The sequence below is a fragment of the Streptomyces sp. NBC_01335 genome (assembly GCF_035953295.1).
Classification (GTDB): domain Bacteria; phylum Actinomycetota; class Actinomycetes; order Streptomycetales; family Streptomycetaceae; genus Streptomyces.
In genome coordinates this window covers 7212066-7227452 of record NZ_CP108370.1, presented here as the reverse complement: position 1 = coordinate 7227452, position 15387 = coordinate 7212066, and the positions used below count along the sequence as shown (strand labels likewise).

The 15387-nt window shown below is 71.9% G+C and carries 14 protein-coding genes and 1 pseudogene; 14 read left to right on the top strand and 1 reads right to left on the bottom strand.

Features of this window, described 5'->3' with window-relative positions:
* The first annotated feature begins 172 nt into the window (after window positions 1-172).
* The 7 genes and pseudogenes from OG599_RS30810 to OG599_RS30780 form a co-directional block, all read left to right on the top strand.
* The gene (locus OG599_RS30810) at window positions 173-1093 is read left to right on the top strand and encodes an AEC family transporter (protein ID WP_327179246.1); all 921 of its coding nucleotides are present in this window, start codon (window positions 173-175) and stop codon (window positions 1091-1093) included.
* A gap of 96 nt (window positions 1094-1189) precedes the next feature.
* Window positions 1190-2185 (top strand): DUF2510 domain-containing protein, encoded by a 996-nt coding sequence (locus OG599_RS30805; protein ID WP_327179245.1) that lies wholly within the window; start codon window positions 1190-1192, stop codon window positions 2183-2185.
* A 130-nt stretch (window positions 2186-2315) separates the two neighbouring features.
* Entirely contained in the window at window positions 2316-3152 is an 837-nt protein-coding gene (locus tag OG599_RS30800) for a Cof-type HAD-IIB family hydrolase (protein WP_327179244.1), read from the top strand.
* A gap of 155 nt (window positions 3153-3307) precedes the next feature.
* Window positions 3308-4162 (top strand): endonuclease/exonuclease/phosphatase family protein, encoded by an 855-nt coding sequence (locus OG599_RS30795; RefSeq protein ID WP_327179243.1) that lies wholly within the window; start codon window positions 3308-3310, stop codon window positions 4160-4162.
* A gap of 105 nt (window positions 4163-4267) precedes the next feature.
* Window positions 4268-5185, top strand: coding sequence for an ABC transporter ATP-binding protein (locus tag OG599_RS30790; protein WP_327179242.1), 918 nt, complete (start codon window positions 4268-4270; stop codon window positions 5183-5185).
* A 72-nt stretch (window positions 5186-5257) separates the two neighbouring features.
* On the top strand, window positions 5258-6832 hold the full coding sequence (locus tag OG599_RS30785; protein WP_327179241.1) for a histidine kinase: 1575 nt from the start codon (window positions 5258-5260) through the stop codon (window positions 6830-6832).
* Window positions 6829-7443, top strand: a pseudogene (locus OG599_RS30780) (response regulator); the annotation flags it as partial. The gene OG599_RS30785 and the pseudogene OG599_RS30780, both read left to right, overlap by 4 nt.
* Before the next feature lie 76 nt (window positions 7444-7519).
* Here OG599_RS30780 and OG599_RS30775 read toward each other — a convergent pair.
* A complete protein-coding gene (locus OG599_RS30775; RefSeq protein ID WP_327179240.1) occupies window positions 7520-8029 on the bottom strand; it encodes a cupin domain-containing protein in 510 nt (169 codons plus the stop codon).
* A gap of 140 nt (window positions 8030-8169) precedes the next feature.
* Here OG599_RS30775 and OG599_RS30770 point away from each other — a divergent pair, with 140 nt between their 5' ends.
* The 7 genes from OG599_RS30770 to OG599_RS30740 all read left to right on the top strand — a co-directional run bounded on the left by OG599_RS30770 (window position 8170) and on the right by OG599_RS30740 (window position 15380).
* Window positions 8170-8604: an RrF2 family transcriptional regulator gene (locus tag OG599_RS30770; protein WP_327179239.1), complete on the top strand. Its 435-nt coding sequence runs from the start codon at window positions 8170-8172 to the stop codon at window positions 8602-8604.
* 53 nt (window positions 8605-8657) lie between these two features.
* Entirely contained in the window at window positions 8658-9524 is an 867-nt protein-coding gene (locus OG599_RS30765; RefSeq protein WP_327180252.1) for a DsbA family oxidoreductase, read from the top strand.
* Window positions 9525-10015: 491 nt separating this feature from the next.
* Complete coding sequence (locus OG599_RS30760) at window positions 10016-11587, top strand: ABC transporter substrate-binding protein (RefSeq protein WP_327179238.1); 1572 nt, start codon at window positions 10016-10018, stop codon at window positions 11585-11587.
* Window positions 11588-11651: 64 nt separating this feature from the next.
* Window positions 11652-12680 carry an ABC transporter permease gene (locus OG599_RS30755; RefSeq protein WP_442809597.1) on the top strand — a complete coding sequence of 343 codons (1029 nt, stop codon included), beginning with the start codon at window positions 11652-11654 and terminating at the stop codon, window positions 12678-12680.
* A 2-nt stretch (window positions 12681-12682) separates the two neighbouring features.
* Window positions 12683-13573, top strand: coding sequence for an ABC transporter permease (locus tag OG599_RS30750; protein ID WP_327179237.1), 891 nt, complete (start codon window positions 12683-12685; stop codon window positions 13571-13573).
* Entirely contained in the window at window positions 13570-14511 is a 942-nt protein-coding gene (locus OG599_RS30745; RefSeq protein WP_327179236.1) for an ABC transporter ATP-binding protein, read from the top strand. Before OG599_RS30750 ends, OG599_RS30745 begins: the two co-directional genes overlap by 4 nt.
* Window positions 14508-15380 (top strand): ABC transporter ATP-binding protein, encoded by an 873-nt coding sequence (locus OG599_RS30740; protein WP_327179235.1) that lies wholly within the window; start codon window positions 14508-14510, stop codon window positions 15378-15380. The genes OG599_RS30745 and OG599_RS30740 overlap by 4 nt, the downstream gene beginning before the upstream one ends.
* The last annotated feature ends 7 nt before the right edge of the window (window positions 15381-15387 follow it).

Here is a 15387-nt window from a genome sequence, read left to right as displayed (position 1 = left end):
TTGGCCCGACTATGTCACACACGCCCTGTGGTCGGACCAAAGAGCGGGAGCGATCGGTGACGCCTTGTGCGGCGGGGCCCACGCTCCATAACGTCGCGTGTATGCCACACCGAAAATCGCCGGCCCGCGCCGCCCTCCGCCCCGCTCCCCTCCGCTCTCCCGGTGGCCGCCGATGAGCGGCGTCCTGGAGGGTTTCGGTGTCATCGCGAGCATCATCGCCGTCGGCTACCTGATCGGCCGGTCGGGCCTGCTGGGTGAGCACGGGCAGCCCGTGCTCACCCGGCTCTCCTTCCACGTGGCCTCACCCGCCCTGCTGTTCACCACGATGACCAGGGCCGACCTGTCGGTCATGGTGTCGCTGCCCCTGCTGGTGACCGCGCTCTCCACCCTGGTCGTGGCGGGCGCCTTCGTCGCCGTCGGAGCCGTACGCGGCTGGAGCGTGGGCCGCACGACGATAGGCGCCCTCTGCTCCTGTTACGTCAACGCCGGGAACCTCGGCATCCCCATCGCCGTGTACGTACTGGGGGACGCCACCCTCATCGCGCCGATCCTGCTCTTCCAGCAGCTGGTCGTCTCCCCCGTGGCGCTCACCGTCATCGAGACCTCGCGCCCCGGCGAACGGGACTCCCTGGTCCGGCTGCTCACCACGCCGTTCCGCAACCCGATCGTCCTGGCCTCGCTCGCCGGGGTCCTGGTCAGCGTCCTGGGGTGGCGCGTCCCCGGGCCCGTGCTGGAACCGGTGACGCTGATCGCCGGCATCGCGGTGCCGGGCGTGCTGCTCGCCTTCGGGATCTCGCTGCGCGGCAGCGAGCTGCCCGGTCGCGGCAGGGACCGGGGTCCGGTGCTGCTCTCTGTGGCGCTGAAGAGTTTCGCCCAGCCGCTCACCGCCTGGGCGCTCGCCGCGGGGGTGTTCGGGCTGGAGGGCGCGCCCCTGTTCGCGGTGGTGGTGACCAGCGGTCTTCCGGCCGCCCAGAACCTCTTCACCTACGCCTCGCACTACGGGACGGGCGTGCGGCTGGCCCGGGAGTCGATCCTGCTCTCGACGGTGCTCGCGGCGCCGGTCACCGTTACTACGGCGGCCCTGCTGGGCTGAGCGGGCAAAGGGTTCAGCGGACGCGCCGCCCGCTGCTGAGGGAAAGGACACCAGCCATTTCATGTGATTCTCACTCAGTCCGCATACGGTACGCGTGTGAACCAGACGAGCCCGCCCGGCTGGCATCCAGACCCCGGGTATTCAGGAATAGGCCCCGCGCAGGAGCGCTGGTGGGACGGCACCCAGTGGACCGACCAGCTCCGCGTGGCACCCGCCGCCGTCCGTAGCCGCCGTATCCGCATCGGCGTCGGCGTCACCGTCGGCGTGGTGGTTCTCGCCGCCGTCGGTGGTGGCGCGTACGCGCTGGGGCACGGCGACGGAAAGCAGTCCGCCTCGTCGGTCGCGCGGTCGGACGGCCCCCCGTCCGGCGGCAGCGGCCCTCAGGGCACGCCGGGCGGATCCGGCGGCAGCGGCGAGAGCGGCGGCGGCTGGGGCGGCGGCCAGAGCGGTGGCAGCGGCAGTGACGGCGGAAGCGGAAGCGGCCAGAGCGGCGGCGGAAGCGACGGCAGCGGCGGCCAGGACCAGGCGCCCGAGTCGCCGCAGATCCCGACCGAGGACGGCTACGCGACCGACATCGCCAGCGGCATCAGCCTGCCGGTGCCGGACGGCTGGACCGGCGAGTCCGGCACGGTCGGCGCGAACCTGACGACCGGCGAGTACGCCTGCCCCGGCGACACCAGCCAGAGTTGCGTGCGCGGAGGGGTGTTCTCGGCCCCCGCGGCTGCCTTGAAGAACACGGAGAAGACCGCCGAGGCGGCCGCGAAGAAGGACATCTCGGTCAACGCCGAGGAGTCCTACGGATCGGACATCTACGAGGGCATCACCTCCCACCAGCAGCTCAAGTCCGAGGCCGTCACCGTGGCGGGCCAGAAGGGCTATCTGGTGCGCTGGAAGGTGGTCACGAAGAAGGGCGACGACGGGTACGTCGAATCGCTCGCCTTCCCCTCCCCCAACAGCAAGGACCTGATGGTGGTCGTCCGGTCCGGGTTCGACATCAACGCCAAGGCGCCGAAGCTCTCCGTGCTGGACACCATCACCAAGGGCATCAAGGCCGCGTCGGTGAGCGGCTCGGGGGCCGGACAGACCGCGTAGGCCGTGTCCGGCGGGACCCGTCGGGCTGTGTCCGGCGGATCGGGCGGAGGGCAGTACGCCCCCGACCGATCCGCCGGGCGTCGTGGGGGTTACGGTGCGGACGCCCCACCCGTCGAACTCCAGGATCACCATGAGCACCCGCCACGACCCGCGTCCGCCCGCCGTCCCCGACATCCGGCTCATCGTCACGGACATGGACGGCACCCTGCTGGACGCCGACGGCAACGTACCGGTGGGCCTGTGGCCCCTGCTGGAGGAACTGGGCCGTCGCGGCATCGTCTTCAGTCCCGCCAGCGGCCGCCAGTACGCCACGCTGGCCCACCTGTTCGAGGGCGCGGACGAGGGCATGGTCTACATCGCGGAGAACGGCGCCCTCGTCGTACGCGACGGTGTCGAGCTGTCGTCCGACCCGATCGACCCGGCGGTCTCCGCCCGGCTGGTCACCTGCGTCCGGCAGCTGGCCGAGGAGGGCCGGGACGTCGGCGTGGTCGTCTGCGGGAAGCGCTCGGCGTACACCGAGCGCGGCGACGAGGCGTTCCTCGCCCAGGTCGCCAAGTACTACCGGGCGCACCGCGTCGTGGACGACGCGACCTCGGTGGACGACGAGATCATCAAGGTCGCCGTCCTCGACTTCGGAGGGGCAGAGAACGGCGCCGCCCGCGCCCTGGAAGCGTTTTCCGACACCCATCAGGTGGTCGTCTCGGGCGAGCTCTGGATCGACGTCATGAACCGCACCGCCGACAAGGGCGCTGCCGTGCGCCGCCTCCAGCAGCGCCTGGGCATCGGACCGGAGCAGACCATGGTCTTCGGGGACTACCTCAACGACCTGGAGATGCTCGACACCGCCGACTGGTCGTTCGCCATGGCCAACGCCCACCCGGACATCCTCCGCCGCGCCCGCCACACGGCCCCGGCCCACACCGACGAGGGCGTCCTGCGCACCATCAAGGACGTGCTCGGGATCTGAGACGTCCCGCGGGCAGGGGGCCGGGCGGACGAGGGATTGCGTGCGGGGCAACGGCGGGTGGCCGGTTCCGGTGGCCGGTGACGGCCTCCGGAACCATCGGTGAACAGATCCCCGCACCACTTCTCACGCCACCGGCCGGTCAGCACACTCGCGTCATGATCCACTTCACGGCGGCGCGCCTGCGCGCCCTCACTCTCGCCCTGCTGGCGTTCGCCGCGGTCCTGGTCCCGCCCACCGCCGCCTCGGCCGCCGGACACCCGTCCGGCCCGTCCGGCCCGTCGCGCGGGGCGCACGGCTCGCACGCCTCCGCGCACGGCGGGCGGGGCGACCGGGCGGCGTTCTCGCTGCTCCAGATGAACCTGTGCTCCAGCGGGTACGCGGGCTGTTACGCCCGCACCGAGTACCCGAAGGTCCTCGACGAGGTCGTCGACCGCGTCCGGGCCCACCGCGTCGACGCCGTCACCCTCAACGAGGCGTGCAGCGCCGACGTCGCCGAGATCGCCGCGCGTACCGGCTACCGGTACCGGTTCGCCACGGTCGTCTACCGGGGCGCGCCGCTGGACTGCAAGACGCCCACCGGGCGCGGTGTCTTCGGCAACGCGGTCCTCACGAAGGACGCCATCCGCTCCTCCGAGGACGCCGCTTACTCGGTGTTCAGCGGTGTCGAGGAGCGTCGCTGGCTGTGCGTCACCACGGCTCGCGGGGTGAACGTGTGCGGCAGCCACCTGTCGACCGACGGCGAGGCCGCCGGCAGCACCAACTCGGTGCAGTGCGCCGAACTCGCCGCGGTCCTCGCCGAGCGGGGCCGCCGGACGATCTTCGCCGGTGACGTCAACCGCCACGCCTCCTGCGCCCCCGGGGGCATGTGGACGCTGACGGACGACGCCGCCACCCAGTCCCCTGGCATCCAGCACGTGTACGGCAACCTCGCCGCGCCCGAGGTGACGGTCGAGCCCGCCACCTACACGGACCACGACGCGGTTCTCGTACGGGCCCGCCTGCGCCGCTGAGGCGGGGCGCCTCCGAGCCGGGGGTACGCCAGAACGATGCGGGACGCGGTGGATGTGGCCGTCCGGTCGATCCGGCGCACGGGCGCCCGCTGCCACGCTGCTGCCATGGCAATCATCGAGGTGGAGAACCTCGTCAAGCGCTACGGCGACCACTCCGTGCTCAACGGGGTCAGTTTCGCCGTCGAGCAGGGCGAGATCTTCGGCATCCTGGGTCCCAACGGGGCGGGCAAGACCACGACCGTCGAGTGCGTCGAGGGGCTGCGCACCCCGGACAGCGGAAAGATCAGCGTCTGCGGCATCGACCCGCGCGACGACGACCCCGAACTGCGGCAGCTGCTCGGCGTGCAGCTCCAGGAGAGCGAGCTGCCCGACAAGCTCGAGGTCGGGGAGGCTCTGGAGTTGTACAGCTCCTTCTACCGCCGGCCGGCCGACTGGCGGGAGCTGGCCGAGATCCTCGGCCTCACCGGCAAGCTCGGCACGCAGTTCCGGCGGCTGTCCGGCGGGCAGAAGCAGCGGCTGTCGATCGCCCTCGCGCTGCTCGGCACCCCTCGGGTGGCGGTGCTCGACGAGCTCACGACAGGTCTCGACCCGCAGGCGCGCCGCGACGTGTGGGGCCTCATCGAGCGCATCCGCGACCGGGGCGTGACGATCCTGCTGGTCACGCACTTCATGGACGAGGCGGAACGGCTCTGTGACCGGCTGGCCGTGATCGACACGGGCCGGGTCGTCGCGCTCGACACCCCGGCCGGGCTGGTGTCGCGGTTCGACCAGGGGCAGCGGATCCGGTTCCGGCCGTCCGGGCCGCCGGACGAGACCGTGTTGGCCGCACTGGCCGCGCTCCCGGAGGTCGACTCCGTCGAATGGGCCGGTCCGCAGGTCGTCGTCACCGGCAAGCAGGACTCGCTGTCCGCCGTGGCCACGCTGCTCGCCGACCGGCGGATCACCACGCTCGGCCTGCGGGTCGAACAGGTCTCGTTGGAGGACGCGTTCGTCGCCCTCACGGGCCACCCCGTCGAACCCTGAACTCCGCCCACCGGCCTGTAGAACCCGCAGCCGCGCTCACCGGCCACCCGCCGAATCCCGAGGAGTCCCGCCGTGTCCCCCTTGCTCCGGCTCACCGCCACCGAGACCAGACTCTTCCTCCGCGAGCCGATCGTCGTGTTCTTCGCGCTCGCGTTCGCCCCGGTCCTGCTCGTCGTACTCGGCCTCATCCCCTCCATGCGGGAGGACAGCGCGGAGCTCGGCGGCGTACGGCCCATCACCCTGTACCTGCCGATCGTCGTCTCGATGGGCATCGCCCTGTTCGCGCTCAGCGGGCTGTCCCAGCTCTTCGCCTCCTACCGGGAGAAGGGCGTCCTGCGGCGCCTGCGGACGACTCCGGTCGCGCCGGGCGTGATGCTCGGCGCGCAACTGCTGATGGCCACGGCGCTGTCCCTGGTGACGTTGCTGGTGATGCTGACCATCGGCCGGCTGGCGTTCGACGTGGACCTGCCGCGCAACCTCGCGGCCTTTCTGCTCGGTTACCTGCTGATGGCGTCGGCGATGTTCGCTGTCGGTCTGCTCGTCGCCGCGCTCGCGCCGACCGGCCGGAGCGCCGGCGCGATGGGATCGCTCGCCTTCTTCCCGCTGGTGTTCTTCGCCGGTCTGATGGCGTTGTCCGCCTGCCTGGTGGCCGTCGCCCCCTGGTACGGCTTCTCCAACTTCGTCGGCTACCCCCTGGCGTTCCGGTACCTGAGGGGTCGCCGCCGGTACGTCGGCGCCGCCGTCACCGCGATGATCTCGGCGGCGGGGTTCATGGGGGGCGTGGCCGGCATCAACGCCGCCCATGTGTGGTGGGCGTGGCTGGCCGTCGGCCTGATCTCCGCGGTGCTGGCGGGGGCGCTGTTCCACTTCGTCGAGATGGACGACCACCGCAACACCAAGCAGAAGCGGGCCCTGTCCGAACTCCACCGGACCAACGCCAAGTTGGAGGCTGCTCTGGCGGAGAACGCCGGTCTGCGCGCCCGGCTGATGGTCCAGGCCCGGGAGGCGGGCGTGCTGGACGAACGGCAGCGGATGGCGCGGGAGATCCACGACACCCTCGCCCAGGGGCTGGCCGGCGTACTCACCCAGCTCCAGGCCGCCGAACAGACCCTGGACGAGCCCCGGGCGCTGGGCCGGCACCTGGCGAACGCGACGAACCTGGCCCGCGAGAGCCTCGTCGAGGCCCGCCGCACGGTCCACGCGGTGGAACCGGCGGTGCTCGCCGATGCCCGGCTCCCGGACGCGATCGGTGAGGTGGCCAGGCGCTGGTCGGAGATCAACCACGTCGACACGGTGCTGACCACGACCGGTGACGCACGCCCGATGCACGCCGAGGTCGAGGTGACGCTGCTGCGGACCGCGCAGGAGGCCCTGGCCAATGTCGCCAAGCACGCGCGGGCCGGCCGGGTCGGACTGACCCTGTCGTACATGGAGGACCTGGTCACCCTCGACGTGCGGGACGACGGCGTGGGCTTCGACCCCGACGCCCGGCGCGGCGACGGCTCCGCGAACGGCGGGTTCGGCCTGGCCGGCATGCGCCGCCGGGTGCAGCGCCTCGCGGGGCGGCTGGTCGTCGAATCGGAACCGGGCGGCGGGACCGCGATCTCCGCGGCCGTCCCCGCCATCCCTGCGGGAGGTGCGGATTGATCACGCTGCTGATCGTCGACGATCATCCGGTGGTACGGGACGGGCTGCGGGGCATGTTCACCGCCGACCCCCGCTTCGAGGTCCTCGGCGAGGCAGCCGACGGCGCGAAGGCCGTCGCCGCCGCGGAGAGACCGCGGCCCGACGTGGTCCTCATGGACCTGCGGATGCCGAGGACCGACGGGGCCGCCGCCATCAGGGAGCTGACGGAGCGCGGGGTGCCCTCGCGGGTGCTGGTGCTCACCACGTACGACACCGACAGCGACGTGGGGCCGGCCGTCGAAGCCGGTGCCACCGGCTACCTGCTGAAGGACGCGCCCCGGGAGGAGCTGTTCCGCGCGGTGGAGGCGGCCTCACAGGGGCAGGCGGTGCTCTCCCCCGCGATCGCGGCCCGGCTCATGGGCCGGGTGGGGCGGCCCGCGCCCGTGCCGCTCTCGGCGCGTGAGGTGGAGATCCTCGAACCGCTCGCCCAGGGGACGACGAACCGCGAGGCGGCGCGGACCCTCTTCATCAGCGAGGCGACGGTCAAGACCCACCTCCTGCACCTGTACGCCAAGCTCGGCGTCAGCGACCGGGCCGCGGCCGTGGCCGCCGGGTTCACGCACGGCTGTCTGAGCACCGGACCGGCCTGCGGGTGGACTCCCGGACGCCACCCGCTTCCGCCACCCGGCTACGGACGGGTCGCGTTCGTCAGGCGTCCTGGTCCGGCCCCAGGGCGTACAGGCGCGGCAGATTGACCACGATCGCCTCCTGGGTGCTCCGCGCGATGACGACCACGGCCTCCTCGGTGGGGTCCGGGTTCTCCTCGCGGTGCGGGACGAACGGCGGGACGAAGATGTAGTCGCCCGGCGAGGTGCGCAGCCGCACCTCCTCCGGTTCCTCGCCGGAGTCGTCCAGGAAGACGAACTCCGGGTGCCCGCTGACCACATGGATGGCGGTCTCGGACTCTCCGTGGTGGTGGTCGGAGGAGGCGGTCGAGGGGGCCACGTGGGTCTGGCCCATCCACAGCTTCTCGGAGCCGACGGTCTTGCCGCTGACGGCACTGAACCTGCGCATGCCGCCGGTCTGCGCGGTGTCCCCGTCGAGGTCGTCCGCCCGGATGTGGTGGAGGCGGGTGCGCAAGGGGGCCGTCGGGCTGCCCTGCTGCGCGTGGAGATGAGGGTGGAACCCCTCACCGGGGGTCGTCAGCGGCTCGCTCATGGCTGGGACGCTAAGGCTCCCCCGAAAAGGATGTCAAGAGGTGTCCTTTCCGCTTCACCTGCGGCAATGTTCCCGCAACATAGGAACGGAGTGGACAAAGAACGTCGCCCGGGGCCCGCCCGCGGGGGCATGATGTGGCCATGCATATCTCCGCGAAGGCGGACTACGCCACGCGCGCCCTTCTCGAGCTCGCGAGTGATCCCGGCCGTCCGCTCTCCTGTGAAGCCATCGCCTCGGCACAGCGCATTCCGTTCCGCTTCCTCAAGTCCGTGGTGGGTGAGTTGCGCCGGGCCGGCCTGGTACGCAGCCAGCGTGGCTGCGAAGGCGGTTACTGGCTCGGCAGACCCGCCGGCGAGATCGCCCTGCTGGACGTCGTGCGCGCTGTCGACGGCGAACTGATCACCCTGCGGGGCGAGTCGTTGGACGGACTCGACTATCCCGGCCCCGCCGTGGGCCTGCCCGGCGTGTGGCGGCGGGTCGAATCGGACGCCGCCGCGACGCTCGGCGGGCTGAGCCTCGCCTCTCTGCTGCCCTCCGACGCGCGCGAGCAGCCGTCCGCGATCGGTGCCGCGTGACGGCGGGGGGACGGGACGCGCCTGCGGTGGAGGTGGTCGAGTACACCGATCCCATGTGCCCCTGGGCCTGGGGTTCGGAGCCGGTCTTCCGGCGGCTGCGGACGGCGCTGGCGGGCAGGGTCCGCTGGCGGCGGGCGTACGCCGTGCTCTTCGACGACGAGGTGGACGACCCGGCGCCGGATCCGTCGGCCGAGACGGCCTGGTACGCGCGTTACGTCGAGGAGATCAGCGCGCACACCGGTGCGCCTCGGGCCGCCGTGCTCGGACGGGTGGCGGCGAGCTCCTGGCCTTCCTCGCTGGTCGCCGTGGCCGCCGAACTCCAGGGCACGGGCGTGGCAGAGGGCGTTCTGCGGCGGTTGCGGGAGACCGTCTTCGTGCTGGGCGACCCGGCGGACACCCTCGAACGGGCGGTGGCCGCCGCCCGGGGCGTCCCGGGAGTGGACACGCACCGGCTGCGGTCCGACGCGGCGTCCGCCGCGTCACGCGAACGGGTGGAGCGCGATCGCGCGGAGGCGCGGCGCCCGGTCGCCGAAGTGCGGTCCGTGCACTGCGACTCGCCGCATCCCGGTTCGGCCAAGGAGACCTCTGACGGCGGCATCCGTTACGCGCTGCCGACGCTGCTGGTGCGTACCCCGTCGGACCGTCGCACCGTCCCCGGCTGGCGGCCGTACGCGGCGTACGCGACGGCCTTCGAGGAGCTGAGCCCCGGCCTGCTGGAGGCGTCCGCCCCGCTCTCGCCCACCGAGGCGCTGGAGCGCCACCGGAGCCTGACCGAGCCGGAGCGCCGGTTCCTGGCGCCGGGGGTCTGGCCGCCGCCCGGCGCGGTGCGGGTGGACGGGCCGAACGGCCCTCTGTGGCTGCATCCTGATGAAGCGTCAGCCGATCGGCGCTTCCCTTTCCAGCTTCCCGCAGGGCCCTGAGCTGCCGTTGGTGCGACGTCCCGCCCAATGAGACACCAATGGGTGTCCATTGACAGAGGCGGATGGCCGCCGCCAGGATGAGGACCATGCTCACGACGCACCCCGGTGTGGTTTGCCGCTACGTGGACCTGCGGCGCACCTCCAGCGCACTCTGTCGCTGACCGTCCCCCGCACCTCCACTCCACAGGCGGCGCCCGACCTCCGTCGTCAGCCCCGGCCGTTCGCCGGCCCGCTGATCCCCTGATCCGCGCCTGTCTCTTCGCGTCAGCTCCTCGTCTTCCGTCACGCCTCCTCGCCGTACCCCGCGCGGGTCGTGAGTTCCCGGCGCCCAACCAGGGCCCCGCTCCCGCCCCGTCGTGCGCCGACGCGTTCCCGCGACGCACGCCCGCACCCCCCGGCGACGGTTCCGTGCGAGTGCCGCGCCGCTCCCTCCACGCTCCTCCGCTTCCTCCTGCCCTCTTCCGGGCCGGGACTCCACCAGAGAGAACGAGATGCTCGCACGACTCACGCTCCGACGCCGACCGGACGTCCGGTCGGCCCGCAAGGCGGGCGGCCTGAGGGCCGCGGCCCTCGGAACCGCCGCCGTCGCCCTGCTCGTCCCGGCCCTGAGCGCCTGCGGCGGCAGCGGCTCCGCATCGGCCGGCGCCGCGACGCTCAAGTGGGCCTCCTCCTACTTTCCCGGCCACTGGGACCCCGTGGTGTCGGGAAGCGGCGCCCAGTTCCGCGAACTGGCCCTGGTGTACGCCTCGTTGACCCGTACCGACGAGACGGGCAAGGCGGTCCCCGACCTCGCCGAGAGCTGGGAGTACAACGAGAAGGGCGACCGCATCACCTTCCACCTGCGGCCCGGCCTGAAGTTCAGCGACGGCGAGCCGGTCGACGCCGCGGCCGTGAAGGCAGCCGTCGAACGGGCGCAGAAGCAGAAGAACTCCGCACTCTTCGGCGACCTGACGTCGATCGGTTCGGTGCGGGCCGACGGACTGGACGCGACGCTGGAACTCACCCAAGTCGACTACCAGATACCGCAGTTGCTCGGCGAGCGCGTGCTGCAGATCGCCAGCCCGAAGGCCGCGGCGGACCCCGCGAAGCTGGATCAGAACCCCGTCGGTGCCGGACCGTTCGTCATCGACCAGCTGATCCCGGGCACCAAGGCGGTCCTGCGGAAGAACCCCGACTACTGGGACGCGAAGAACATCCACATCGACAACGTCGAGCTGGTGTCCGCCCCCGACGCCTCCACCGTCGTCCCGGGCCTGCAGACCGGCGTCTACAACTTCGCGGACATAGAGCCGAGTCAGGCCGACGCCGCCGCGAAGGCGGGGCTGGACGTCTTCTCCCAGCCCGGATTCAACGCCTCCAACATCAGCCTGAACGTCAACAAGGCCCCCTTCGACGACGACAGGGTCGTCGACGCCTTCCGCTACGCGGTCAACCGCGAGGAGTTCGTCGACAAGCTGACCTTCGGTCGCGGGGAGGCGACCGACCAGCCGTTCCCCAAGGGCTATGTGGCGTACGACGCCGAGTCGGAGAACGCCTACCCCTACGATCCCGCGAAGGCGAAGAAGCTCCTGGCCACGGCGGGCCACCGGCCGGGAGAGCTCAAGCTCGACCTGGTCATCCCCGCCGAGGACCCCCAGGCGGAGATCGTCCAGTCGCAACTGGCCGCCGTGGGCGTCAAGGTCACCATCAAGATCGACAAGAACTGGGCCACCCCGTTCTTCGCCAAGGACCTCGCCTTCTCGCTCTACTCGACCACGGGACGCGACTCCGCGGTGCAGACCCTCACCGCCCACTTCGGCCCCGACGGCCCGCTCAACCTCAGCAGCCCTTACGAGCCGGAGGGCTTCGAGAAGGCCGTCGCCAAGGTCCGTCAGACGCCCCTGGACGCGCCCGACTACGCACGGGTCCTCCAGGAGGCGACGCGCGCGGGCCTCGCGAGCAAGGCGCTGATCTTCACCTTCTCCTCCCCCAACCTCTTCGCGAAGAGCAAGTCCGTCTCCGGTCTGCCGAAGAACCCCGCGCACATCGACTGGACCGGCGTGACCGTCTCCAGCGGTTCCTGACCCCCCGTCCACTCCACCCACTCCACTCCACCCACTCCCACCACTGCAGAGAGGAGGCAGCCCCATGACGACGACCACCGCGGAGGTGACTCCCGAGCGCCGCCGCAGGATCGCCGGGGCGAGGGCGCGGCACGCCGCAGGACGCATGGCCTCCGCCCTGGGCCGGTCGGTCGCGATCTTCGTACCGGTGTTCCTGGTCGCGACCTTCGTGACGTTCGCGCTGCGGGCCATGAGCGGACTCAGCCCCGCACGCATCCAGCTGGGCGAGGACGCCACCCCTGAGGCGATCCATCGCATCGAGGCCGAATGGGGGCTCGACCAGCCCTTCCTGACCCAGTACTGGAACTGGTTCACCGATGTACTGCACGGAGAGCTGGGCTCCAGCTGGGTCAACGGGGCCGACATCTCGACCCTGATCGGCCTCGGCCTGGGCGTCAGCCTCTCGGTCGCGACCTTCGCGCTGATCATCGGCGTGGTCGTCGGATTCCTCCTCGGTACGGTGGCGGCGCTCCGGCGCACCACCCTCCTGGACCGCGCGATCACGGGGTTCGTCACGGTGATCTCGGTGATGCCGGCCTTCGTCGTCGGCATCGTGCTGGTCTCGGTCCTCGCCGTCCAGCTCCAGTTGTTCCCCTCGGCCGGATACATCCCGGCCGAGCAGGGATTCGGCCCCTGGATCGCCCACATCACGCTCCCCGCACTGGCCCTGAGCTTCGACGTCGTCGCCGACGTGGCGCGTCAGCTGCGTTCCAGCCTCGTCGCCGCGTACGGCGAGAACTACGTGACGGGCGCGGTCGTGAGGGGCCTGAGCCCTCGGCGGATCTTCTTCAGCCATGTCCTGCGCAACGGCATCGGGCCCGCTCTCGCCACGGTCGGGCAGAAGTTCCCGGCGCTGGTCGGCGCCTCCGTGATCACCGAGTGGATCTTCGGCCTCCAGGGCTTCGGCCGGTTCGCCAACGACTCCGCACAGGCCGGCGACGTACCCGCGGTGCAGGGCGTCCTCGTGGTGTCGATCGTGCTGGTCGTCTCCTTCAACCTGATCATCAATCTGGTGCTGGCCCGTGTGATGCCGGCATCCCGACGGGGGGTCTGACGATGGTGCGCCGCGTCCTCTCACTCACGTCCGGCCGCATCGCCGTGGCCGTTCTCGTCCTGATCGCCCTCCTCACGGTGTGCGGCCCGTGGCTCGCTCCCCAGGACCCCCTCGCCGTCAGCGGCAACACGCTCGCTCCGGCCTCGGGCGCCCACTGGCTCGGGACGGACTATCTGGGCCGTGACGTCTTCAGCCGCCTCCTGGACGGCTCGCGCGTCAGCGTCCTCGGTTCGCTGGAGGTCGCGCTGACGGCCCTGGTCGTCGGGGCGGTCCCCGGCATCCTGTCGGTCTACTCGGGCCGGGTCTTCGAGTGGCTGACCCTCCGCCTGGCCGACACCCTGGTCGCCCTGCCCTTCCTGCTGTTCGCCATCGCGGTGATCGCCCTGCTGGGCAACGGCATGACGCAGGCCATGCTCGTCACCGGCGCACTGGTCTCGCCCCTCTTCTACCGGGTGGCCCGGGCGGCCACCCTGGCCGTGGCCCGCTCGCCGTACGTGGAGGCGGCGATCGTCTCCGGTGCCTCCATCGGCTGGATCGTGCGCCGCCACGTCTGGGTCAAGGTTCTGCCGCCGATCGCCGTGGCCCTCGCCCAGACCATCGGCGTCGGCTTCGTCATCGTCTCCAGCCTGACCTTCCTCGGCATCGGGGTGCAGCCGCCCGCTCCCACCTGGGGCGGTCTGCTCGCCTCCGACCTGAGTTACCTCAGCCACCAGCCGTGGGCCCCGGCGGCACCCGCCCTGCTGATCATGATCACGGTCTGGGCCTGCAATCTGCTCGCCGACGCCATCCGCGACGTGTCCGGTGAGGCGGGCCGCGCGCTGGTCGCCGGCCGCGGCGCCAAGTCCGGCCGTGCCGGCTCGTCCGCCCCCGTCCCCGTGGGAGGTTCCCGATGAGCACCCTGTCCCAGCACGCCCTTCCCCAGCACACCCTTCCTGGCGACGCGCACCCCGCCAACGCCTCTCCCGCCACCACCCGGGAGTCCGTAGCCGGCGTCCCGCCCGCTCCCCCGGCACAGGCGGCGCCCGTGCTCGCCGTCCGCGACGTACGCATCGGGGACCGCGCCACGGACCGGGAGATCGTGCACGGGGTGAGCTTCGAGCTCACCCCGGGCAAGTCGGTCGGCATCGTCGGCGAGTCCGGCAGCGGCAAGACCCTCACCTGCCGTGCGGTGCTCGGCATCCTTCCCCCGCACTTCGAGGTCTCGGGCGGATCGGTCGAGATCGACGGCACCGACATCGCGACCCTGACGCCCCGGCAGTGGACGGCCCTGCGCGGCACCACGATCGGCGCCGTCTTCCAGGACCCGGCCTCCTACCTCAATCCGTCGATCCGGGTGGGCGCCCAGATAGCCGAGGTCATCCGGGTGAAGACGGGGGTGAAGCGCCGTGAGGCGCGACGGCGTGCCCTCGCGCTCCTCGGCGCGGTGCGACTGCGGGACCCGGAGCTGGTCTACGGCCAGTACACCTACGAGCTGTCGGGCGGCATGCTCCAGCGCGTCCTGATCGCCGCGGCGATCGCCGTCGAGCCGCGGGCCCTCGTCGCGGACGAGGCCACGACGGCGCTGGACGTCACGGTCCAGGCCGAGATCCTCGACCTCCTCGCCGAACTCCGCGAGCGCACTGGGCTGGCGCTCGTGGTGGTCTCCCACGACCTGGCCGTCGTCGCCCAGTTGTGCGACGAGGTCCTCGTGATGCGGCAGGGCACCGTGGTGGAGCAGGGCTCGACGCACGCCGTACTGCGCACGCCGCGCCACGAGTACACCCGGCTCCTCATCGCCGAGCACGAGAGCTACGGCCTCGACACGTTCCTCACCGCGCAGGAGGCGTCATGACCACCACGGCACCCGAGGCGGGGACGGACGTCCCACTGGAGAAGCGCCCCGCCCCGGTCCTGGACATCAGGGACCTGGAGGTCCGCTACGGGAGGGGCCGGCGGGGCCGGAGCGCCCTGAACGGGGTGTCGTTGAGCGTGGAGCCCGGCGAGACCGTCGGCGTCATCGGCGAGACCGGGTCGGGGAAGTCCACCCTCGCCCGGGCCGTCCTCGGCCTGGTGCGCGCGTCGGCCGGCTCGATCCTCGTCGGCGGTGAGGACGTGACCGCGTTCAACGCCCGCCGGTGGCGCTCGCTGCGCCGGCGGGGCGTCGTCCAGTACGTCTTCCAGGACCCCCTGCGCAGTCTGGACCCGGACCTCACCATCGGGGACTCGCTGACCGAGCCCCTGCTCGTCCAGGGGGTGGCGCGCGCGGAGGCGGTGGACAAGGCGCGTGCGTTCCTCGACCGGGTGCACCTGTCCGGAGAACTGCTCCAGCGGCTGCCCGGAGAACTCTCCGGCGGCCAGCGCCAGCGGGTCGCGGTGGCCCGCGCGCTGATCACCGAACCCGCCCTGGTCATCCTCGACGAACCGGTCAGCGCCCTGGACTCCGCCAACCGCGTACAGGTGCTGGAGATCCTCAAGGAGCTGCGCGCCGGCGGGACCTCCCTCGTCTTCATCTCCCACGACCTCGGCTCCGTCGCCGGGACCGCCGACCGCATCGCCGTGCTTTACCGGGGCGCGCTCGTCGAGGTCGGCACGGCCCGTGAGGTCATCGGCCGGCCCCGGCACGCGTACACCCGGCTGCTCGTCGGCTCCGCGCCCACGCTCCACACGCGCACCGCCGACCGCGGTGAGCGCGAGGCCCTGCGCGCCCAGCTGAGCGGCTGACCGGCCG

Coding starts and splice junctions, on each gene's coding strand:
- OG599_RS30770 (WP_327179239.1), top strand. CDS start 8,170: ATGCATATCTCCGCGAAGGCGGACTACGCCACGCGCGCCCTTCTCGAG.
- OG599_RS30775 (WP_327179240.1), bottom strand. CDS start 8,029: ATGAGCGAGCCGCTGACGACCCCCGGTGAGGGGTTCCACCCTCATCTC.
- OG599_RS30800 (WP_327179244.1), top strand. CDS start 2,316: ATGAGCACCCGCCACGACCCGCGTCCGCCCGCCGTCCCCGACATCCGG.
- OG599_RS30795 (WP_327179243.1), top strand. CDS start 3,308: ATGATCCACTTCACGGCGGCGCGCCTGCGCGCCCTCACTCTCGCCCTG.
- OG599_RS30810 (WP_327179246.1), top strand. CDS start 173: ATGAGCGGCGTCCTGGAGGGTTTCGGTGTCATCGCGAGCATCATCGCC.
- OG599_RS30790 (WP_327179242.1), top strand. CDS start 4,268: ATGGCAATCATCGAGGTGGAGAACCTCGTCAAGCGCTACGGCGACCAC.
- OG599_RS30755 (WP_442809597.1), top strand. CDS start 11,652: ATGACGACGACCACCGCGGAGGTGACTCCCGAGCGCCGCCGCAGGATC.
- OG599_RS30745 (WP_327179236.1), top strand. CDS start 13,570: ATGAGCACCCTGTCCCAGCACGCCCTTCCCCAGCACACCCTTCCTGGC.
- OG599_RS30765 (WP_327180252.1), top strand. CDS start 8,658: ATGTGCCCCTGGGCCTGGGGTTCGGAGCCGGTCTTCCGGCGGCTGCGG.
- OG599_RS30760 (WP_327179238.1), top strand. CDS start 10,016: ATGCTCGCACGACTCACGCTCCGACGCCGACCGGACGTCCGGTCGGCC.
- OG599_RS30740 (WP_327179235.1), top strand. CDS start 14,508: ATGACCACCACGGCACCCGAGGCGGGGACGGACGTCCCACTGGAGAAG.
- OG599_RS30750 (WP_327179237.1), top strand. CDS start 12,683: ATGGTGCGCCGCGTCCTCTCACTCACGTCCGGCCGCATCGCCGTGGCC.